The 18,698-nt window shown below is 64.0% G+C and carries 18 protein-coding genes and 1 pseudogene; 2 read left to right on the plus strand and 17 right to left on the minus strand.

Annotated elements, in window-relative coordinates; all coding sequences use genetic code 11:
• Nucleotides 1-3: 3 nt before the first annotated feature.
• The 11 genes from NKL04_RS21625 to NKL04_RS21675 form a co-directional block, all read right to left on the minus strand.
• Nucleotides 4-996: a PhoH family protein gene (locus NKL04_RS21625; RefSeq protein ID WP_027049340.1), complete on the minus strand. Its 993-nt coding sequence runs from the start codon at nucleotides 994-996 to the stop codon at nucleotides 4-6.
• Between the two features lie 83 nt (nucleotides 997-1,079).
• Nucleotides 1,080-2,489: a tRNA (N6-isopentenyl adenosine(37)-C2)-methylthiotransferase MiaB gene (miaB, locus tag NKL04_RS21630; protein ID WP_023699455.1), complete on the minus strand. Its 1,410-nt coding sequence runs from the start codon at nucleotides 2,487-2,489 to the stop codon at nucleotides 1,080-1,082.
• 76 nt (nucleotides 2,490-2,565) lie between these two features.
• Nucleotides 2,566-3,366, minus strand: a complete 801-nt coding sequence (gene olsA, locus NKL04_RS21635; RefSeq protein WP_023699454.1) for a lyso-ornithine lipid O-acyltransferase — start codon at nucleotides 3,364-3,366, stop codon at nucleotides 2,566-2,568.
• Nucleotides 3,367-3,394: 28 nt separating this feature from the next.
• Entirely contained in the window at nucleotides 3,395-3,889 is a 495-nt protein-coding gene (locus NKL04_RS21640; RefSeq protein ID WP_023699453.1) for a GNAT family N-acetyltransferase, read from the minus strand.
• On the minus strand, nucleotides 3,889-4,566 hold the full coding sequence (tsaB, locus tag NKL04_RS21645) for a tRNA (adenosine(37)-N6)-threonylcarbamoyltransferase complex dimerization subunit type 1 TsaB (RefSeq protein WP_023669541.1): 678 nt from the start codon (nucleotides 4,564-4,566) through the stop codon (nucleotides 3,889-3,891). The genes NKL04_RS21640 and tsaB overlap by 1 nt, the downstream gene beginning before the upstream one ends.
• Before the next feature lie 107 nt (nucleotides 4,567-4,673).
• On the minus strand, nucleotides 4,674-5,789 hold the full coding sequence (locus tag NKL04_RS21650; RefSeq protein ID WP_023699452.1) for a DUF1513 domain-containing protein: 1,116 nt from the start codon (nucleotides 5,787-5,789) through the stop codon (nucleotides 4,674-4,676).
• A 3-nt stretch (nucleotides 5,790-5,792) separates the two neighbouring features.
• A complete protein-coding gene (locus NKL04_RS21655) occupies nucleotides 5,793-6,872 on the minus strand; it encodes an imelysin family protein (protein WP_023699451.1) in 1,080 nt (359 codons plus the stop codon).
• Nucleotides 6,872-8,461: a di-heme oxidoreductase family protein gene (locus NKL04_RS21660; protein ID WP_023699450.1), complete on the minus strand. Its 1,590-nt coding sequence runs from the start codon at nucleotides 8,459-8,461 to the stop codon at nucleotides 6,872-6,874. Before NKL04_RS21660 ends, NKL04_RS21655 begins: the two co-directional genes overlap by 1 nt.
• Before the next feature lie 12 nt (nucleotides 8,462-8,473).
• Entirely contained in the window at nucleotides 8,474-8,959 is a 486-nt protein-coding gene (gene bfr / locus NKL04_RS21665; protein WP_023669537.1) for a bacterioferritin, read from the minus strand.
• Nucleotides 8,925-9,236, minus strand: coding sequence for a (2Fe-2S)-binding protein (locus tag NKL04_RS21670; protein ID WP_023669536.1), 312 nt, complete (start codon nucleotides 9,234-9,236; stop codon nucleotides 8,925-8,927). The genes bfr and NKL04_RS21670 overlap by 35 nt, the downstream gene beginning before the upstream one ends.
• Before the next feature lie 59 nt (nucleotides 9,237-9,295).
• Nucleotides 9,296-10,588: an imelysin family protein gene (locus NKL04_RS21675; protein ID WP_023699449.1), complete on the minus strand. Its 1,293-nt coding sequence runs from the start codon at nucleotides 10,586-10,588 to the stop codon at nucleotides 9,296-9,298.
• 490 nt (nucleotides 10,589-11,078) lie between these two features.
• Here NKL04_RS21675 and NKL04_RS21680 point away from each other — a divergent pair, with 490 nt between their 5' ends.
• Entirely contained in the window at nucleotides 11,079-12,332 is a 1,254-nt protein-coding gene (locus NKL04_RS21680) for an NAD(P)/FAD-dependent oxidoreductase (protein WP_023699448.1), read from the plus strand.
• Between the two features lie 129 nt (nucleotides 12,333-12,461).
• On the opposite strand, the gene NKL04_RS21685 is transcribed toward NKL04_RS21680, so the two are convergent.
• Complete coding sequence (locus NKL04_RS21685) at nucleotides 12,462-13,739, minus strand: 4-aminobutyrate--2-oxoglutarate transaminase (RefSeq protein ID WP_023699447.1); 1,278 nt, start codon at nucleotides 13,737-13,739, stop codon at nucleotides 12,462-12,464.
• Nucleotides 13,740-13,934: 195 nt separating this feature from the next.
• Between NKL04_RS21685 and NKL04_RS21690 the strand changes: the two are divergent.
• A pseudogene (locus tag NKL04_RS21690) lies at nucleotides 13,935-14,717 on the plus strand (efflux RND transporter permease subunit); the annotation flags it as partial.
• 10 nt (nucleotides 14,718-14,727) lie between these two features.
• On the opposite strand, the gene NKL04_RS21695 reads toward NKL04_RS21690, so the two are convergent.
• From NKL04_RS21695 to NKL04_RS21715, 5 genes are read right to left on the minus strand one after another with little or no spacing between them, the layout of a single operon-like run.
• Nucleotides 14,728-15,066, minus strand: coding sequence for a DUF2185 domain-containing protein (locus NKL04_RS21695; protein WP_023696743.1), 339 nt, complete (start codon nucleotides 15,064-15,066; stop codon nucleotides 14,728-14,730).
• A gap of 38 nt (nucleotides 15,067-15,104) precedes the next feature.
• Nucleotides 15,105-15,854: an ABC transporter ATP-binding protein gene (locus NKL04_RS21700; RefSeq protein ID WP_023669527.1), complete on the minus strand. Its 750-nt coding sequence runs from the start codon at nucleotides 15,852-15,854 to the stop codon at nucleotides 15,105-15,107.
• On the minus strand, nucleotides 15,851-16,687 hold the full coding sequence (locus NKL04_RS21705; protein ID WP_023682023.1) for an ABC transporter ATP-binding protein: 837 nt from the start codon (nucleotides 16,685-16,687) through the stop codon (nucleotides 15,851-15,853). The genes NKL04_RS21700 and NKL04_RS21705 overlap by 4 nt, the downstream gene beginning before the upstream one ends.
• A gap of 10 nt (nucleotides 16,688-16,697) precedes the next feature.
• Entirely contained in the window at nucleotides 16,698-17,618 is a 921-nt protein-coding gene (nikC, locus tag NKL04_RS21710) for a nickel transporter permease (protein ID WP_023682024.1), read from the minus strand.
• Nucleotides 17,615-18,682 carry an ABC transporter permease gene (locus NKL04_RS21715; RefSeq protein ID WP_023669524.1) on the minus strand — a complete coding sequence of 356 codons (1,068 nt, stop codon included), beginning with the start codon at nucleotides 18,680-18,682 and terminating at the stop codon, nucleotides 17,615-17,617. The genes nikC and NKL04_RS21715 overlap by 4 nt, the downstream gene beginning before the upstream one ends.
• Nucleotides 18,683-18,698 lie beyond the last annotated feature (16 nt).

Consider the following 18,698-nt stretch of genomic DNA (forward strand, 5'->3'; position numbering starts at 1 on the left):
ACATCAGCTCTCGGCGCCGAGGCCCCGCGCCAGCTTGGCGTCGCGGTCATAGGCCCTGACGATTTCGGCCACCAGCGGGTGGCGCACAACGTCGACATCGTTGAAGCGCACGGTTACCGCGCCGGCCACGCCGTCAAGGACACGCAAGGCTTCGACGAGGCCCGACTTGGTGCTTGGAGGCAGATCGATCTGCGTCGGATCGCCGGTGACGATCATGCGCGAATTCTCGCCGAGGCGGGTCAAAAACATCTTCATCTGCATCGGCGTGGTGTTCTGCGCCTCGTCGAGGATGACGGCGGCATGCGCCAGCGTGCGGCCGCGCATGAAGGCCAGCGGCGCGATTTCGATGACCTCGGCAGCGATAGCACGTTCGACCTTGTCGGCCGGCATCATGTCGTAGAGCGCGTCATAGAGGGGCCGCAGGTACGGATCGACCTTTTCCTTCATATCGCCGGGCAGAAAACCCAGCCGCTCGCCGGCCTCGACCGCCGGCCGTGACAGGATGATGCGCTCGACCATGCCGCGTTCGAGCAGCATCGCCGCATGCGCCACCGCCAGATAGGTCTTGCCGGTGCCGGCCGGGCCAATGCCGAAGACAAGTTCCGAACGCTCCAGTGCCCGCATATAGGCGTCCTGGTTGAGCGAACGGGCATAGATCGTCTTCTTGCGGGTGGAGATCTGGGCGGCCGAAACCTTGCCCTTGCGTTCAAGCGTCGGCAGCGTCAGCTGGTCGTCGGCGGCAATCGCCATGCGCACGGCGCCATCGACGTCGGACTGGCCAATGTCGGTGCCCTTCTGGAGAATGCCGTAGAGATTGTCGAGTGCGCGGCGCGCCTGTTCGGCCGCCGAGGCCGAGCCCTTGATGGTCAACTGGTTGCCGCGCGAGCGGATGTCGACGCCGAGCTTCTGCTCAAGCCGGGCCAAATTCTCGTCGAACTGACCGTACAGGGCGCTGGCAAGCTTGTTGTTGTCGAAAGTCAGAACGATGTGCGCCATGTCAGAGGCCCCGGATGTCTGGTTCTGGGGCAGAGTCTTCACTTCAGCAGCGCTCAACCGTCTCTCCTCATCTGCCGAGGCCATCAAGCCAACTCGGCGAACAGGCTATTGTAGCCCGTCTTCGTGATTCGCACCCGGATAATGTCACCGATTTCGCCGGCCTTTTCATCAACAATAACCGGCTGCAGCCAGGGCGAGCGGCCGACCTTCTGGCCGGCCTGACGGCCGGGCTTCTCGATCAGCGTGTCGATGGTGCTGCCGACCAGGCCCAGGCCGAAATCCTGCTGCTGCTTGAGCAACAATGCCTGCAGCTGTTGCAAACGTTCATCCTTGACCGCTTCCGGCACGTGATCGGGCATATCGGCGCCCGGCGTGCCGGGACGCGGCGAATATTTGAACGAGAAGGCCGAGGCGTAGTTCACCTGGCGCACCAGACCCATCGTGGCCTCGAAATCCGCCTCGGTTTCACCGGGGAAGCCGACGATGAAGTCACCGGACAGCGCGATGTCGCCGCGTGCAGCGCGGATGCGCTCGAGCAGCGCCAGATAGTCCTTGGCCGTGTGCCTGCGGTTCATCGCCTTGAGGATGCGGTCTGACCCGGATTGCACCGGCAGGTGCAGATAAGGCATCAAAGCCGGGAGATCGCGATGGGCAGCGATCAATTCGTCGTCCATGTCGCGCGGATGGCTGGTGGTGTAGCGCAGCCGCGCCAGGCCAGGAATTTCGGCCAGCCGGAACAGCAGGCGACCAAGCCCCCATTCCATGCCATCCTCACCCTTGCCGTGCCATGCATTGACGTTCTGCCCCAGCAGCGTCACCTCGCGCACACCGGCATCGGCCAGCCGCTCGGCTTCGGCGACGATCTGCGCCACCGGCCGCGACACTTCCGAGCCCCTGGTATAGGGCACGACGCAGAAGGTGCAGAATTTGTCGCAGCCTTCCTGTACCGTGAGGAAGGCGGTGACGCCGCGCTTGATCATTTCGGCACGCTTCGGCTTCGGCAGATGCTCGAACTTGTCCTCGATGGCGTATTCGGTCTCGACGATCTTCTCGCCGCCACGCACCCGGGCCAGCACATCGGGCAGCCGGTGATAGGTCTGCGGGCCGATGACCAGATCGACAGCAGGCGAACGGCGGATGATTTCCGCGCCTTCGGCCTGCGCGACGCAACCGGCGACGCCGATCAGCATTTCGCGCCCAACTGCTGCGCGTTCAGCCTTCATGTCGCGGATGCGGCCGAGCTCAGAATAGACCTTTTCCGCCGCCTTCTCCCTGATATGGCAGGTGTTGAGCAGCACCAGGTCGGCGTCGGCGATGACATCGGTCGCGGTGTAGCCGTCGGCGGCCAGCGTATCGGTCATGCGCTGTGAGTCATAGACATTCATCTGGCAGCCATAGGTCTTGACGAAGACCTTTTTGGCCGGGGCGGACGCCGCAGCAGCGCTTTGCGAGGCGCTGTCGGTTTCGTTCCGCTCTATCGTGTTCAAATCCATCCGGCGGCTTCTAACGCCTTTCCGTGACAAAAAACAGACGATTCTCGGGCATCGGCCTGTAGGCGCTCGGCCTGCGCTAGCGGCTCGGTCGGGGATCGGCGAGCGCGGCCTGCATCATGGCGCGCACCTTGCTTTCCATCATCCTCGACGTTTCCTTGCGGTTCGAGCCCTTGGAAAAGGCGATGGGCTCGCCGAAATGCACCTCGACGTCAATGGCGCCTTCGGCCATCAGCACCTTCAGATGCGGCATCAGGTCCTGATCGCCGATCCAGGCAGCGAGCGGCCGGTGGCGACGGCCGAGAGGCACGCCGTGCACCCGCGTGTAGGCAATCGCCAGCGGCTGGATGAAGACCTGCTCGGCCGCGCCTTCCGAAATCGCCATCGAGGCGGCGCCGAACAAGGTGCTCTTGAACGGCAGGATGGTGTTGCCGTCGCCGGTAGAGCCCTCGGCAAACAGCACCATGGCGTCGCCCTTGGCCATGCGGCTGGCGATCTCGCTGGCCTGGTCGCCAGCTGTCCGCTTGCGCTCGCGTTCGATGAAGACCGTACGCTGCAGTTTCGACAGCCAGCCGATCAGCGGCCATCCCTCCATGTCCGCCCGGGCGATGAATGTCACATCGGCAAAGGAGCCCAGCACCATGATGTCGGTCCAGGAGATATGGTTCGAGGCGACCAGCAGCGGGCGCTGGCTGGACAGTGCGCCTTTGACATGGATGCGCAGGCCGAGCGTCCGGACGATGAGGCTGTGCCAGACCTTCAGAATGACCGTCTCGCGCCAGATTCCGGTCTTCATCGACAGCAGCTGCAAAGGCACAAGGACCAGCGAACCGACGACAACGAGGCTCAGCGCCAGGAAAATCCTGATTTTTCCGATCATGCAGCTTGGCCCTGCCCCAAAACTTTGGCTAGCTAAGATCGCGGCGCATGACAAGCGCGCCGGTAGGACCATGTTCGGTCGAGCGGTAATAATTGGCGCGGTGGCCGACCTGGCGGAAGCCCAGCCGCCGGTAGAGGGCGATCGCGGCGACATTGGTCTCGTCGACCTCAAGGAACAGCGCCTCGGCGCGCTGCGCATGCAGTTCGCGCAGCACGGCGTCCATCAATTGCCAGCCGAGCCCCTGGCGGCGATGCGAGCGCGCCACCGCCACGGTCAGAATTTCGCCCTCGCCGGCTGCAAGCCTGGCCAGCACGAAGCCGACCGGCGGCTTGGCGCCCTGGCCGATTTCGCGCGCGGCATAGCCGAACACGGTTTCCTGTTCGAGCAACGCGGCGAACTCGCCATCGGTCCAGGACCGGACGAAATCCTCGCGATGCAGCACCGACGCTGCCGGGCTGTCGGCGATGGTCAGCGGCTCGAGCGCATAGTCCCTGCGGCGCGGCTGGAGGAAAGGGATGCGCATCACTTTTCCTGCCTCAACAGGATGAACCCGGCCTGCGCCTTGGCATCGGCGCCGCGCAGATAGAGTGGCTTCGGCTTGTCGCCCTCGCCTTTTGCAGCGGCGAGCCGGGCGTAGACGGCAATGTCGGCGGTGGCAGCCGTCGGGCCGATATCGAAATCGCGACCGGCCGCGGCTGCGATCTGCACGGCGGCTGTGCCGGCAAGCACCGGACGATTGTCCGCCGCCATTCCCGCGGCTTGCGCAAGTGTGGTCACCGCCGGACCATAGCGCAAAATCGCTTCCGCATCGTAAAGCGCGGCATGGATTTCCTCGCGGCCGGCATCGAGAGCGGCCAGGACCGGGCGGCCGGGAAATGCCGCCCTCGCCTCGGCCGCCAGCGCCTCCAGTGTCGTTACCCCGATCGCCGGGATCTTCAGCGCCAGCGCCAGGCCGCGCGCCGCCGAGACGCCCACCCGCAGGCCGGTGAAGGAACCCGGACCGATGGAAACCGCAACGGCGCCAAGGCCGGCATAATCGGTGCCGTCCGCTTTCAGCGCTTCGTCAATGACAGCCATCAGGTGTTCGGCATGGCCTTTGCCGAGATCGAGTACCGAGCGGCCAAGTTCTCTGCCGCCCGATGCGTCATAGACGCAAGCGGCGCAGAGATTGGCGGCACAGTCGATGGCGAGCAGTTTCATGGGCGACCGGTTCGAAAAACAGTCTCCCTCTGCCCGCCACGGCGCGCCGCCGCAAGAGCCAGCGCGTAAATTGTTAAGTGGCTTCGCTTCGGTGCAGGCCGGACGGCTTACGCCGCCGGCGCGATGCGCAGCATGTGGTTGTCCCAGACATAGTCGGGCTCGGAGCGCGTCGCGCCGCTGCCTTCGATGATTTCGCCGGCACCCGTGGTTGCCATGAAGCCCGGGCCGTCGGGCGCCAGGCCGCAGACCTCGACCAGCGCCTTGGTGGCGACGATCTTGCCGCTGGCGGCGTCGATGACGGCCAGCGAATTGCCTTCCGGCGAAGACACCGCGACCGTGCCGGCAATCGGGTTGGCGGCGACCGAGCCGATGTAATTCCGGAAGCCGGATAGCACGTCCTGCGGCATGTCGAGCAGCTGCAGCCCCTTGCCGCGCGTGGCGCGGCCGACCAGCGGTGGCCGCTCGGTGCCCGGCCCGCGGTACTGGCAGCCGAACCAGATGGTGCCTGTGGGGTCGGCATCCATGTGGCGAATCGACAGCTGGTGCAGAGCCGGCGGCAGTTCGTGCTTTTCGATGAGATCGCCGGTTGTGCGATCGACCAGCACATAGGACGGCTTCATGGTGGCGATGTTGAGCTCGGCGCGGCCATAGTCGGGATGGGTCTCGATGCCGCCATTGGCGATGGCGATCGTCCGGCCGTCTCCGAGCAGCAAGAGCTCATGCGGCCCCATGCCATAGGTCGGAAACTCGCCGATGCGGCTGAACTTGGCCCGTGCGTCGTAGATCCCGACGACGCCGGCGGCATTGTCGAAATTGTTTTCGGTGGCGTAAAGCAGCGCGCCGTCGGTGGAAAACACACCGTGGCCGAAGAAATGCCGACCGGTGATGCTGGCGATGGTCAGCGGCGGCTCGCGGCCGGCATGGTCGAAGACCACGGCGAAGGTGCCGGGTTGCCGGGCGAAGACCACGGAGCGCTTCGAGACCGGATCGAAGGTGACGTCGTGGCCACGGTCGGGCAGGTCGATCGCATGCAATACTTTTCCGGCTTCCGACAACACAGCGGCGCCAAAGCTGCCGTCGCGCTTGACGAAGGCGGTGGCAAAGACGGCATCGGCGGCAAGCGTGTCCGCCCAGGCCCGCGGCGCCATTGACGCGACGAAGCCGGCGCCGGCAGCTCTGAGAAAATCGCGGCGGTCCATCAGCGGCGTGCGTGTCGCAACCATTGGTCAGTCCCCGTCCAGTGACGAAAAGCCGGCGGTCAGGCCGAACTCGGCGGTTAGCCGGGTGCCGATCAAGCCCGACAGGCTGGAGGTGATCAGCGCGAAATGTTCGAGTTTTCCGCGCTCAGCGGGATCGGCGAGCGTCTTGTCGATCCGACCCTGGATGGATTTGGCAGTGGCAACGCCATTGATGAGCTGGATATGGATGGATTCCGCCATCCATCTGCTATCCTCGGGCAGCGCGTCGCCGAGCTTCGAGGCCTGGAACAGCGCATCAATGCCGGAGAGGTTGCCGGCTAATGAAAGGCCGGTGTTTTGCGAGCGCCAGTAGATCGCTTGCCTCGGCTTGTCACCCTGCGGTTTGGCGCCGAGAAAACCTTTGAGGCGCACGTCGCGGACCATTTCCAGCTCGTTGATGAAGACGCCGACCAGTTCGGTCACCGCTTCGGTGCCGTCGCGGTAAAGCGCATTGTCGGGTCCAGGATTAGCCCACAAGGCTGCAAAACCGTCCGGTTTTTTCCAGGCCGCGTCGACATCGGCCGCCGTGGTCTCGATGTTCTTGGCGACTGCCGCGCCATAGGCGCAGCGATAGGGCTCGTCCTTGCCGACGAGCGTCTCGGCGCCGTCGCCGTAAAGCACGAACTCAAGCGCCCCTAATCCCTGCATCGCGACACTCTTGCCCGCCAGCTGCGCCGGATCGGTGGCGGTCGGATCCTTGCCGGCCAGCGCCGCCTGCACCTGCTTCAGGCCGATGCTCTTTCGGTCCGGCCAGTAGAGCATGCGCTCCAGCCGGTTGTTCTCCTTGATTGGCCCGAAGCCGATGATTTCAGCCGACGACCAGGCTGCGACCGTGGCCGAGAATCCGGCATGCGCGGCATCGAGGTTGCCCTGCGACGGCGCCTGGCAGAGCGCGTCCATGGCCTTCGCCAAGGTGCCGGCATGGCCATGCAGGCTGGCATAGGCGGGGCGGACAAATCCGTCGATCGCTCTTTGAATGACATCGGAGGCTTTCACCGAGGCCGATGCCGGGGACGCACCGAACAGAGCCAATGGGAGGAGTAGAACAGGCAAAACCCGCTTGAGCATCAGAATGACTCCAGGAATTTGATGAGAGCATCGCGGTCGGCCGTATTGGCGGCGGCAAAGCGATCGCGCGCCTTCTGCCCCTCGCCGCCATGCCACAGGATCGCTTCGGTAAGCGTGCGCGCACGCCCGTCATGCAGGAAGAAAGCGTTGCCGTTGACGGTCTTTGTCAGGCCGATGCCCCATAGCGGCGGGGTGCGCCATTCACTGCCCGTGGCATCGCCCACCGCCTGGCCGTCGGCAAGGCCAGGCCCCATGTCGTGCAGCAGAAAGTCGGAATAGGGCCAGATCAGTTGGAACGCCTGCGCCTTGTTCCCGCGCATGGTGACGAATTTCGGCGTATGACAGGCAATGCAGCCCATCTCGTAGAACAGCTTCTTGCCGGCGAGCACGGCGGGTGCGCCGACATCGCGCCGCGCCGGCACCGCAAGGTTCTGCGAATAGAAGGTGACGAGGTCCATCACCGGTGGTGGCGCCTCGACCGGGCCGAGCCGCTTCTGCACGCCATTGGGCATGGCCAAACAGGCCTCTTCGGCTGCGGTGCAATCGCCCCAGTGACTGGGCTCTTCCGGCGTCGAAATGCCGATGTCGCCGGCAAAGGCGTCCGCCGCCTGCTGGCGGATCGACGCGGTCTGGGCCTTCCAACCGAAGCGGCCAAGCGTCAGTTGCCCACTGCTGAGGTCACGCACCATGTTGGGCTTGCCGGAAATGCCGTCGCGGTCGCCGGGATCGGCATGGGCAAGGAGGTCGGCCGGCGCGATCTGCTCGATCAGGCCAAGGCCGATCATTGGCGGCGTCAGGCGCGGCGACAGCGTGGTGCGCGGGTCAAGCGGGCCGTAGCCAAGCCCGTCGACCGAATAGCTCGGCTTGCGCAGCGAAACGATGCTACCGTCGCCGAGCGTGACCTTTTCCTCGCGATAATCGACATACATGCGGCCTTCGCCCTTGAGGCCGGGCACCGCCAGTTCCTGCAACTGCGCGCCGTAGACCGGATCGGGGAAGTTCAGCACCTTGTGCGCGGCGATCTCGGTCTTTTCCTCGGCCGTGCTCGCATCGCGCGCTAGCCGCAGGAACATCGACGTGGTGCGGCTGTCGGCGGCCGGCGGGCGGCCGCGGCCATCCTTCAAATGGCAATTCTGGCAGGCGCGCTCGTTGAACAGGGGTCCGAGACCGTCCGAGGCCTGGGTCGAGGATGGCGACGACACCCAGTTCTTGCGGAAAAGCGCATTGCCGAGCTTGAAATTGCCCTGTTCCTCGAAGGTAATGTTTTCAGAGGGTTGCGAGAAGGCGTCGCGGTCGACCTGCTTGCGCGACGTGCCGGCGCCGCCTTGCATCGTTTCGAAGGATTCGGGCTTGGAGAAATCCTGGGTTGGCCTGGTAACGGCAAGGACGCGGGCCTGGTCCTTCGGCGTCAGGTCGGTGCGGCTCGTGGCGAGGCCGACCGGTTCCGACGATCCGGCCAGGGCCGGGGCCAAAATTGCCGCCAGGGTTACAACCGAAAGCCCGCGAAAGGCTTGATATCGCGGGTTTTTGAGGAGCAGCGGGCCGGCGGCCCGCCGCAAGCGGCGCAGAATATCTATGGGGCGCCGCATTCCTGCATGGTCCTATTCCGCCTCGTCCGCCGATGCGGCGTTGAGCTGGCCGTATTTTTCCTCGCCGATCGAGGCAAGGAGGTCGAGCTGCGTCTCGAGGAAGTCGATGTGACCTTCCTCATCCGCCAGCAATTCCTCGAACAGCTTCATCGTCACGTAGTCGCCGGCTTCGTTGCAGATCTCGCGTGAACGCTTGTAGGCGGTGCGTGCGTCATATTCGCCGGCGAGATCGGATTCGAGCACTTCCTTGACGTTCTGGCCGATGCGCAACGGCGCCACGGACTGCAAATTGGGATGCCCTTCGAGGAAGATGATACGGGCCACCAGCCGGTCGGCATGGTGCATCTCCTCGATCGATTCGGCGCGTTCCTTCTTTGCCAGCTTGGCATATCCCCAATCTTCGAGCAGGCGGAAATGCACCCAGTATTGATTGACGGCGCCAAGCTCCAGGAACAGAGCCTCGTTAAGCCGCTCGATGATCTGCGGTTCGCCTTTCATGGATTCTGCTCCCATATTGGACGCGCAGGCCTCTGACGCGATCCAGGTGTGAAACGATGTCCACGCCGCTCGCCTCCGAACGGGTGTGGTAATTTTCGGTGACCCGAATGATCGTTTCGACCACATTTGGGAAGCAGCCGCAACAGCGACCGCGCTTTTGCATCGTGTGATAGACCTTCGCCGGCACGATCAGTTGCCAGGGGTCCTGATCGAGCAGATCGACGATCGTCTGCTCAATCTCCTTTTCGGTGATGATGTTGCAATGGCAGATCAGCATGGATTGGCTCTGGCTGACGGCGCCCCTCCGCGCCGTTTGGCTGGTGGTTGGTTGGGGTGCTACTTGAACACCTTGTCCGGTGCGTCGAGGCTGTCGGACCCCTCGAAGGCTATGTTGTTCAGCTTCAGCGCGCCGACGGCGCGTTCGATCGACTTGGTCTGGTCGACCAGCGCGTCGATTGCCGCCTGCACGGTAGCATTGCCTTCGGTGTGGCCCTCGGCGATCTGCTGGTCGTAGGCCTCGCCGGCCACTTCCCGCGCCTTGATCGCCTCCATCTTGGCGACCGAGACATCGAGCTTGTCGGACAGTTCCTTGTCGATCGCCGGATCGGCCGCCTTGACCATATCGTGCACCGACGGGCCTGAAACGACGGTGCCGTCGATGCGCGTGTAGCTGGCGAGATAGGCGGCGCGGATGCCGATGGCGTCATAGAGATGCGAGTTGTAGGTATTATCCGAGAAGCAGTCGTGCTCCTCTTCGGGATCGTGCAGCAGCAGGCCGAGTTTCATGCGCTCCCCGGCCAGTTCGCCGTAGGACAGCGAGCCCATGCCGGTGAAGATCACCGAGATAGCGGTGTTCGGCTGGCCATCGACGAGGTTCTTGCGGGCGGCGCCGTCTTCCTTCCAGTTGCCGACCATCTCCTGCAGGTCGGAGACCAGAAGATCGCTGGCCGACTTCAGATACTCGGCCCGGCGATCGCAATTGCCGCCGGTGCAGTTCTTGAGGTCGTAGTCGGTGTACGGACGCTCGCCGGCGCCCGGGCCGGTGCCGTGCAAATCCTGGCCCCAGAGCAGGAATTCGATGGCGTGATAACCGGTGGCGACATTGGCCTCGATGCCGCCGGCCTCCTGCAGCGTGCCGGCGAGGAACTCCGGCGAAAGCTTCGAGGCGTCGACCTTCTTGCCGTCGATCTCGATGTCCTTGTTGGCGATGACATTGGCGGTGTAGAGCGCGTTGGCGTCGGACTCGGTGCCGTAGCTCTTGGCGACGTAGTCGATCAGGCCTTCGTCGAGCGGCCAGGAGTTCACCTTGCCTTCCCAGTCGTCGACGATCTTGTTGCCGAAGCGGTAGACCTCGGTCTGCTGGTAGGGCACGCGCGACGCCTTCCAGGCATCGCGGGCGGCATTCAGCGTGTCCGCCGACGGGTTGGCAAGCAGCGCGTCGACAGCCTTGTCGAGCGCCTGCGCCGTGGTCAGCGAATCCTCGTACTTGGCCAGCGCGATGTCGGAATAGGTCTTGATGACCGCCTTGGCATCGATCTCCGCCGCCTTGGCCGGCAGGATGAAAACCGCCGCCGTCAACATAGCCGTGGCACCGATCGCAGCCAGTCTGCCGCCATATCGCGCTGTCATCATCAGTCTCCAGTTCAAAGGGGATTCGGTAAAAGGCGCGCGTGCCAAACGGTGCCGGGACATAGGCATGCCGTAGGACACCACAGATGCCGCGCCGCTCTGCGGCTCACGGGAGAAAGACACCAAATGCCTCCAATCGAACGGGTTCAAGGCCCAAACATCAAAGGGATGCGCTGACGCGCGAGCCTCCATAAAACGATGGCGAGGCCGGAAGTCAACTGGTGAACCCTAGAAAATTCAATTGAAACAACAGTTTAGAATTATTCTAAACTAGCACTATCAACTTTAAATCGTAGCCAGCAGCCAAGGTGAGAGACGCCGCGATTGACAAGCGACCGTTCCGGGTGCGACCCGGACCGGGGCTCTTGCGACGGCGGCAGACAATCGCCATCTGGCGGAACGGCTCACAATCAAAGCATGATGTCGTCCGAAAACCGCTTCACACTTTTCGGCATCATGCTCCAGATTTGAAACAGGAATTCGGGTTGCGATGAAGAACGGGGTCGTCATTGTCGGTGCGGGTCATGCGGGCGTGCAAGCGGCCGCCAGCCTGCGCGAGGAAGGCTATGCCGGGCCTGTCATACTGATCGGCGACGAAACCGATCTGCCCTATCACAAGCCGCCGCTGTCGAAGACCTTCATCAAGGACGCCGATGCCAAGCCGCAACCCTTGCGCGGCGAGGCCTTTTACACCGGCAGCGCCATCGACTTCAGGCCGGGCGTCCGAATCGACAGCATCGATACGGCAGGCCGCAAGCTGGACATAGCGGGCGGCGGCGTGCTGCCGTTCGACCGGCTCATCCTGGCCACCGGTTCGCGGCCGCGGCTTCTGCCGCTGCCGGGCGCCGACCTCTCGGGCGTGCTGTCGCTGCGCTCGATCGCCGATGCGCGGCTGATCCGCGCGCTCAGCGCCCAAAGCGAAGACGTGGTCATCCTCGGCGGCGGCTTCATCGGGCTGGAGATCGCGGCAACGCTGAGGGCCGCCGGCCGCAACGTCACCCTGGTCGAGGCTGTCGACCGGCTGCTTGGCCGCGCCGTGGCGCCGGTGGTGGCGAGCCATGTCCGCCAACGGCTGGAGGCGATCGGCGTGCGTATCCTCACCGGCACCACCATTGCCAGGCTGGAAGGGGAAAACCGCCATGTCTGCGCCGCCATCACCTCCACCGGCGAAAGGCTGCCCGCGCGCATGGTCATCGTCGGCATCGGCGCCGTGCCGAATGTCGAACTTGCGCAGGCTGCCGGACTGACTGTCGCCAATGGCATCCGCGTCGACCAACAGATGCGCACCTCAGTGCCTGATATTCTGGCCATCGGCGACGCCGCTTCCTACCGCCACTGGTCGACCGGCGGCGACGTGCGGCTGGAATCGGTGCAGAACGCCACCGACCAGGCGCGGCTTGCCGCACGCACGATCACCGGCCATACGGACGCCTATGCGGCGGTGCCGTGGTTCTGGTCTGACATCGGCGACATGAAACTGCAGATGGTCGGGCTGACCTCGGGCGGCGACAGCCATGTCGTGCTGGGCGACCTCGCTGAGAACAAGTTCTCGATCTACCACTATGCTGGAAGCCGGCTGCTCGGCATCGAATCCGTCAACAGGCCGGGCGACCATATGCTGGGCCGCAAGATGCTCGGGGCCGGGTTTTCGCCGATGGCGCAGACGATTGCTGAGGGACCTGACGGGCTGAAGGCTGCACTGGCAGCGTTCCAGCAGGATGAGCCGGCACGGGCTGCGGGCTAGACGCACTTACCCTCCCCCTTGTGGGGAGGGTCGCTGCGAAGCAGCGGGGTTGGGGTCGGCGCGAGGCCCCCACCCGGACCTGCGGTCCGACCTCCCCACAAGGGCCCAAGGGGGAGGTAGGGGTTTGCGCTAGGCAGCGCAGACTTCGCGGATCGAGCTTTCCAGAATGTCGAGCGCCTCGTTCATGACATTGTCCTGGATGGTGATCGGAGCCAGGAAACGGATGACGTTGCCGTAGACGCCGCAGGTCAGCAGGATCAGCCCCTTGTCGAGCGCCTTCAGCCGGATCGCATTGGCGATCTCGGCCGACGGCAGGCCCTTCTTGACGTCGTTGAATTCGACCGCGTTCATGAAGCCGAGACCCCTGATGTCGACAATCTCGGGCACGTCGTCGCGGATCGACTGCAGCCGCTGTTTCAGCCGGGCGCCCAGCGTATTGGCGCGGTCGCACAGCTTTTCGTCCTCGATGACGTCGAGCACGGCGTGTGCTGCGGCGACACCGATCGGGCTGCCGCCATAGGTGCCGCCGAGCCCGCCAGGACCGGGCGCATCCATGATCTCGGCGCGGCCGGTGACCGCCGCCAGCGGGAAGCCGCCGGCCAGGCTTTTCGCCATGGTGGTAATGTCGGCCGCGACCTCATGATGATCCATGGCGAACATCTTGCCGGTGCGGGCAAAGCCGGTCTGCACCTCATCGGCGATCAGCAGCATGCCGTGCTGGTCGCAGAGCTTGCGCAGCGCCGTCAGGAATTCGCGCGGCGCGTCGTAGAAGCCGCCCTCGCCCTGGACCGGCTCGATGATGATGGCGGCAACGCGAGCCGGATCGACATCGGCCTTGAACAGTTTGTCGAGTGCGACCAGCGAATCGGCTGTAGACACGCCGTGCAGCGGCACCGGAAACGGCGCGTGGTAGACGTCGCCCGGCATGGCGCCGAAGCCGACCTTGTAGGGCACGACCTTGCCGGTCAGCGCCATGCCCATGAAGGTGCGGCCGTGGAAGCCGCCGGCAAAGGCGATGACGGCTTGGCGGCCAGTGGCGTTGCGGGCGATCTTGATGGCGTTCTCGACCGCTTCAGCACCCGTAGTGACGAAGATGGTCTTCTTCTCGAACTTGCCGGGCAGCATGCCGTTCAGCCGTTCGGCCAGCCTGACATAGCTCTCATAGGGCACGACCTGGTGGCAGGTATGGGTGAAGCGGTCGAGCTGTGCCTTGACCGCCTCGATCACCCTGGGATGGCGGTGGCCGGTGTTGACGACGGCGATGCCGGAGGAGAAATCGATGTATCGGCGGCCTTCTACATCCCAGATCTCCGAATTCTCGGCGCGGTCGGCATAGATCTGCGTCGTCATGCCGACGCCGCGCGAGATCGACTGGTTCTTGCGCTCGGAAATGGCTGCGTTCTTCATTTCGTCCCTCATCGGGCCGACGCCCGTTCTCGTTAGATGAATGCCAAGGCCTCTTCTGACCTTATTTCACATTTTCCTCAAGTTGGCACCGCCGCCGGGCGATTGGGCCTGTCGTCGATGCGGGCCACTTCGACAGACCGGTCTTAACCAGCCGACCGATACACGTACGGGGCAGTCCGTGACAGCTCACCCGTCACCGGGAACGGCGAAGCGATCCCGCTCGCCGCGGTGGCGAACTTCCGCTACGACCTCGAACAGCCGACGGTGTGGCGGCGCAACCGCATCCCGACGATCACCGTTCGCGCAGGCCTCGTTGGCGACGTGCTGCCGGCCACCGTCGTCAACGAATTGAAGCCGTCGGTCGACGCCTTCATCGCCAAACTGCCGCCCGGCTATTCCGTTGCAACCGCCGGCTCGGTCGAGGAAAGCGCCAAAAGCCAGGGACCGATCGCAGCGGTGGTGCCGCTGATGCTGTTCGTGATGGCGACCATCCTGATGATCCAGTTGCAAAGTTTTCAGCGCCTGTTCCTGGTCGTGGCGGTGGCGCCGCTCGGCCTGATCGGCGTGGTCGCGGCCCTGGTGCCGAGCGGCGCACCGCTCGGCTTCGTCGCCATTCTGGGCGTCCTGGCGCTGATCGGCATCCTGATCCGCAACTCAGGTGATCCTGATCGTGCAGATCGAGGATCTGGTGGCCGAGGGCCAAGACCGCTGGGAAGCCGTGATCGAAGCGACCAAGCACCGCATGCGGCCGATCGCGCTGACGGCCGCGGCCGCCAGCCTAGCGCTGATCCCGATCGCGCGCGAAGTGTTCTGGGGCCCGATGGCCTACGCCATGATGGGCGGCATCATAGCCGGCACGGCGATCACGCTGCTGTTCCTGCCGGCGCTTTAAGTGACGTGGTTCAGGATCAAGAGCCTAAGCAGGGGGACGAACCATCTGTTCCGGAGAACGGCGAACTGGCGCAAAGCTCGACTTAGCCCTGCTGCATCACTCGTTGTCGTTGGAGGGTTCGGGGCGCGATTTCGCTCGCTGCCATGGCGATGATTTTGACGTCCGCCAAGCATGCCAGCCTTTTGGCAAGTCGGCCAATGCCAGGATGCTTTCATCCTGCTGCACCACCTCTTGCAGGCCAACGAGCATTATCTCGCGTTCATCCCAATCTCGAGAGTCGCTGCTATAGAATTGCCAACTGCCCCCTTCATCGTTGTAGTTCTCGTCATCGTCAGCTTCATGCACAACGTATGCGATCCAGTCGCCCCGTTTGAATATGCTCTTGTCCGATAGCACCGCGACATTGGGCGGATCTGCAAACTTCCATTCTTCCATGGAATTCCCCAAGCGATTATTCTGCGGAAGAAACTAGTTCACGCCGTCCGAACAAACCCCTCGCTCGCCCTAAGCAAATTGCGTGTGTAATCCTTCTCCACGCGGTGCCCGATCAGCTGGCCCGCCGTCAGGTTCTCCACCGCTTCGCCATTCTGCATCACCATCAGGCGCTCGCACATATGGGTGATGATGGCGAGGTCGTGGCTGACCATCAGGAAGGTCAGCTTGCGCCGACGGCGAACCTCTTCCAGCAGGTTGAGCACTTCGGCCTGCACCGAAGCGTCGAGCGCCGAGGTTGGTTCGTCGAGCAGCAGGATCGACGGTTCGAGGATGAGCGCCCGCGCGATCGCCACGCGCTGACGCTGACCGCCGGAGAGCTGGTGCGCGTAGCGGAAACGGAAACCGTTGCCTAATCCGACCTCGTCGAGGGCGCGCTGGATGCGTTGCTCGCCATCGGCAAAGCCGTGAATGGCGAGCGGTTCCTGTAGCAGGCGGTCGACGGTCTGACGCGGGTGCAGCGAACCATAGGGGTCCTGGAAGACCATCTGCACTTCGCGATAAAAAGCCTTGTCGCGGCGCGCTCCCAGCGTCTTGCCATTGACCGTGATAGTACCGGATGCGACAGGCACCAGGCCGGCAATGGCTTTGAGCAGCGTCGACTTGCCGGAACCGCTCTCGCCGACCAGGCCGAAGGATTCGCCGGACTTCACCTCGAGGTTCGCCCCTTTCAGCGCGCGAAAACGGTCGAACACCACCTCCAGCCCTTCAATCGAAATGGCTGGCGTCATGCCGCCCACTCCGGCTTGCGGTCGAGCACCGGCAGCGGGTGGCGTTCGTAGCCGATCCTGGGCATGCAGTTGAGCAGGCCGCGCGTGTAGGGATGCTGGGCGTCGCGCAGCTCCGACGCCTTGAGCTGCTCGACCACCTTGCCGGCATACATGACGATGACGCGGTCGCAGAAGGAGGCGACCAGCCGCAGATCGTGCGAGATGAAGATCAGGCCCATGCCGCGCTCACTGACCAAGCGGTCGAGGATGCCGAGCACATCGAGCTGCACGGTGACGTCGAGCGCCGAGGTCGGCTCGTCGGCGATCATCAGTTCCGGTCCGGCGATCAGCATCATTGCGATCATGGCGCGCTGGCCCATCCCGCCGGACACCTCGTGCGGATGCAGGTCGAAGACACGCGAGGGATCGCGGATCTGCACAGCTTCCAGCATGGCCAGCGCCCGCTCGCGCGCTTCGGCCTTGGAGACCTTTTCATGCGTGCGCAGCGTCTCGACGATCTGGCGGCCGATGCTCATCACGGGGTCGAGCGAATATTTCGGATCCTGCAGGATCATGGCGATGCGTTTGCCGCGCAGCGCCCGGCGCTGACGGGCCGGTATGGCCAGAAGGTCGATGCCGTCGAGGGCGAGCTTCTTGGCCGACACAAGGGCCTGCGGCGGCGTCAGCCCCATGATGGCGCGGCCGGTCTGCGACTTGCCGGAGCCGCTTTCGCCGACAATGCCCAGCCGCTCTCGGCCAAGCGAAAAAGTGACGCCGCGCACCGCCTGGATGAGGCCGGTCCGAGTCGGGAAGGTGACGCGCAGGTCGTCGACATCGAGAAGTGCACCGCTCATTGGTCACCACTCATTGGTCGCCACTCCGGGGATCGAGCGCATCGCGCAGGCCGTCGCCCAGCAGGTTGAAGCCGAGACTGACGATCAGGATGGCGAAGCCGGGCGCGCCGGCCACCCACCATTGGTCGAGCACGAAGCGACGGCCGGACGCGATCATGGTGCCCCATTCCGGCAGCGGCGGCTGGGCGCCCAGGCCGAGGAAGCCGAGGCCGGCGGCGGTGAGGATGATGCCGGCCATATCGAGCGTCACCCGGATGATGAGCGAAGAGATGCAGAGCGGCATGATGTGGCGCAGCACGATGCGGAACGGAGAGGCGCCCATCAATTGCACCGCCTTGATGTAATCCGAATTGCGCACGGTCATCGTCTCGGCCCGCGCAATTCGCGCGTAAGGCGGCCACGAGGTGATGGCGATGGCCAGCACCGCGTTTTCGATCCCGGGACCAAGGGCGGCGACAAAGGCCAGTGCCAGGATCAGCTTGGGAAAGGCGAGGAAGATGTCGGTAATGCGCATCAGAATGGCATCGGTCCAGCCGCCGGCATAGCCGGCGACGGTGCCTACCAAAAGGCCGATGGGGGCTGCGATGACGGCGACAAGAATGACGACATAGAGGGTCCAGCGTGAGCCGAAAAGAATGCGCGAATAGATATCGCGGCCGAGATCGTCGGTGCCGAACCAATGCGCCGCACTCGGCGCCAAAAGCCGCGCGTTCTTGAGATCGCCGATGGTCGGCGAATAGGGCGCCAGCACATCGGCAAAGGCGGCGACCAGCAGCAGCGCGATGATGATGAGCAGGCCGAGAAACGCCAGCCGGTTGGCGGAAAAGCGCCGCCAAGCGACGTAGGCGCGGCCGAGCCGTGCCTGCATGCGCGAGGCCGGCCGATCGCTGAGCAGCCAATCGCGGCGCGTTTGGATTGCTTCGGCGCTCATCCTGTCTTCGTCCTCGGATCGAGCACCTTGTAGAGAACGTCGGACAGGAGATTGATGCCGATGAACACCGAACCGATGACGATGGTGCCGCCGAGCACGGCGTTCATGTCGGCGTTCTGCAGCGAATTGGTGATGTAGAGGCCGATGCCGGGCCAGGAGAACACCGTCTCGGTCAGCACCGAACCTTCGAGCAGCCCGGCATAGGACAGCGCGATCACCGTGACCATCGGCACCGCGGCGTTGCGCAGCGCATGGCCCCAGATGATTCGCGTTTCAGACAGGCCCTTGGCGCGCGCGGCGACGATGTATTCCTGCGACAGCTCGTTCAGCATGAAGGAGCGCGTCATTCGGCTGATATAGGCGAGCGAGAAATAGCCCAGCAGCCCTGCCGGCAGGATGATGTGGCGGTAAGCGTCGTAGAAGACATCCCACTGGCCCTGCAGCGCGGCGTCGAGCAGGTAGAAGCCGGTGATCGGTGTGAATGTGTACTCGTAGACGATGTCGAGGCGGCCAGGAAAAGCCACCCATTGGAGCTTGGCGTAGAACAGGACAAGCCCCAAAAGCCCGATCCAGAAGATAGGCACGGAATAGCCGATCAGGCCGACAATGCGAACGATCTGGTCGATGAGACTGCCGCGTTTTACCGCTGCCAGCACGCCGAGCGGCACGCCGATCAACGAGCCTATCAGAGTGCCCAAAGTCGCCAGTTCGATCGTTGCCGGAAAGGCACGGCGGATGTCGGTCATCACAGGATTGGTGGTCAGCACAGAGGTGCCGAAATCACCGTTCAGCGCATGCTTGAGATAGATATAGAATTGCTCGATCAACGGAAGATCGAGCCCCATCTCGCGGCGGGTGCGCTCGACGACATTGGCCGGTGCGCGGTCGCCGAGCACCGCCAGCACCGGATCGATCGGGATGACGCGGCCGATGAAAAAGGTCACCGCGAGCAGGCCGAGATAGGTGGTGACGGCGATGACCAGGAAGCGGCCGATCGCCAACAAGATAGCGACGGCGCGGGCGCTTCCCTGCCCCGCCGTCGCCTGGTTTTCAATCGCGCTCATCAGGGCGCGTCCGCCG

Source organism: Mesorhizobium sp. C264A (assembly GCF_040324515.1).
Classification (GTDB): Bacteria; Pseudomonadota; Alphaproteobacteria; order Rhizobiales; family Rhizobiaceae; genus Mesorhizobium.